At 70.6% G+C, this 2,557-nt stretch carries 1 protein-coding gene; it reads right to left on the bottom strand.

All coding sequences use genetic code 11. From position 1 onward, the window contains the following. Window positions 1-2: 2 nt before the first annotated feature. Complete coding sequence (locus MXD58_RS28750; protein ID WP_374616789.1) at window positions 3-2,522, bottom strand: penicillin-binding protein; 2,520 nt, start codon at window positions 2,520-2,522, stop codon at window positions 3-5. Between the last annotated feature and the right edge of the window lie 35 nt (window positions 2,523-2,557).

Raw genomic sequence — 2,557 nt, forward strand, 5'->3', positions numbered from 1 at the left:
GCTCAGCGGCCCCGGCCCCGTCCCCGGCGGCCTCCGGCGTCCGTCGCGGTCGTGCCGCCGGTGAGGATCGCGCCGAGCTGCTCGCGCGGACTCGTCTGGAAGGTGGCGCCGGGCGCCGTAGCCCCGCCGGGTTGGAGGACCGCGCCCGACCCGGGTGTCCCGCTGCCGGGCAGAACCGGCACTCCGGTCAGGCCACCGGAGATCTGGAGCTGAACTTCGGTGTTGAGCGAGACCTGGCTGCCCGGGGCCGGCGACATGTTCACCACCGTCCCCGGTGCCACCGGGGCGGGCACCGGCTGCGCGGAGGTGTGGAAGCCGAGCTGGGCGAGCATCTGCTCGGCGACCTGCTGCGGCTGGCCGATGACGTTGGGCACGACCTTCGTCGGCACCTGCGGCTGGGTCAGGTCCTCCGGTGGGAGCGGCGCGACCGGCAGGTTGAGCCCGTTGATCGTGCGGGTCATCGCGCGGGCCCAGATCTGCGCCGGGTATCCGCCGCCGAAGACGTTGCGGCCGAGTACGCCGGTCAGCGGATGCGACTGCGGCCCACGGGGGTCGGCGAGGGTCACGGCGGTGGCGAGCTGCGGGATGTAGCCCGCGAAGGAGGCCGTACTGAAGCCCTCGGCGGTTCCCGTCTTGCCTGCGGCCGGGCGGCCGATCTGGGCGTTGCCACTGGCGGTGCCGTGGTTGATGACGCCCTGCAGGACGGCGCTCACCGTGTCCGCGATCGTGGGATCGAGCACCTGCTCGCAGGACGGGCCCGCGTCGAAGGGCAGGGGGCGGTCGGCGCCGCCGACCCGCTGGGTGATCGCAGAGACCGTGCGCGGGTCGCAGCGCCGGCCCCGGGCGGCCAGGGTGGAGTAAGCGGTCGCCAGGTCCAGCGTGCTGATCTCGTTGGCACCGAGGACGGCCGAACCATCGCGCGAGCCGATCCCGTCGATGCCCTTGCACTCCGGGTCGTCGTTGCCCTGTTCCCGGATGCGGCAGGAGGACACGCCCATCTGCCGGGCGATCTCGGCGGTGTGCCGCACGCCCAGTTTCTCGGCGAGCTGGATGTAGTAGGTGTTGACCGAACCCCAGGTGGCGGTCGTCAGCGAGTAGAAACCGTCCTCGCTCGGGTCCGCGTTGCCGAAGCAGTCCTTCGGCGCCGGGTTGTTGAAGACGTTCGAGTGGTAGCAGAGCGGCGCGTGCAGCGTCGTGGACAGCGGGAGGCCGGCCTCGAGCGCGGAGATGAGGGTGAACACCTTGAAGGTCGATCCCGGGCTGAAGGAGTTCTCGTCGACCGGGTAGACCTGCTTCGTGTGGGTGAAGTCGGTGGTCTCGGTGGGCGGTTTGCCGTCATCGCTGGGGCCGTACAGCCGGTTGATCGCCACGGCCAGCACCTGACCGGTTCCGGGCTGCATCATCACCACGTTCGCCGCCACCCGGTTGCCGACCGGGATGATGTCGCTGGCGGCGGACTGGGCGGCCTGCTCCGCGACCGGGTCGAGCGTGGTCCTGATGGTCAGGCCGCCTTCGAACAGCAGCCTGCGCGCGTCCTCCTCGGTGGGCGCGAAGGTCCTGTCGATGAGCAGCTGCTGGCGGACCAGGGCGCAGAAGAAGGGCGCGCTGGAGTCGGCGCACGGGTCGGCCGACTGCGCCGGCCGGTCGAGGACCACCTCGCTGTCGTGCGCGGCGCGGAAGTCCGCCTGGCTGACATGGTGCAGTTCGAGCATCCGGTCGAGCACCACGTTGCGGCGTTCCCGGGCCGCCTTGGGATGAATCACCGGATTGTAGGAGGTCGGGTTCTTCACCAGCCCAGCGAGCATCGTCGCCTGCGGCAGGGACAGCTTTTCGACGTCCACGTTGAAATAGTGCCGGGAGGCCACCTCGATGCCGTAGGCACCGTCGCCAAAATAGGCGATGTTCAGGTAGCGCTCGAGAATCTCGTCCTTGGTGAGATGCGCTTCCAGATAGAGCGCGTAGCGCGCCTCGCGCAGCTTGCGCTTCACGGTCTGCTCGGTGGCGGCTTTCTTCTCCTCCGGCGTGGTGGCCGACATCAGCAGCACGTTCTTGACGTACTGCTGGGTCAGAGTGGACCCGCCCTGGGTCACCTCGCCGTTCTCCCGGTTCGTCAGATACGCCCGGGCGAGGCCCTTGTAGTCCAGCCCGTCGTGTTCGTAGAACCGGGAGTCCTCGATGTCGACGATGGCCTGGCGCATCACCTTCGGGACCCGGCTGAGCGGCACGACCTCGCGGTTCTGCTCACCGGACAGCACGGCGATCTGGTTTCCGCGCGCGTCGAGAATGCGCGACGCCTGGGCGAGCGGCGGCACCGTCAGGTTCGCCGGCAGGTTCATGAACTCGTCCGCGCCGCCCTTGGCGGTCAGCCCGACCGCTCCGACGACCGGCAGCGCGAGCATCCCGACGAGGACGCCCGCGGCCACGCTGATCAGCCCGGCACCGACGGCCAGCTTCGCCAGCCGGATCGACCGCCGGGCCCGCCCTGGCCGGCCCACCAGCCGAGCGCCGACGCCACCGGACACCCGGCCGCCGCCCTCGCCGGGAGGCGACGCGGCAC

It is taken from the genome of Frankia sp. AgKG'84/4 (assembly GCF_023242965.2).
Lineage (GTDB): Bacteria > Actinomycetota > Actinomycetes > Frankiales > Frankiaceae > Frankia.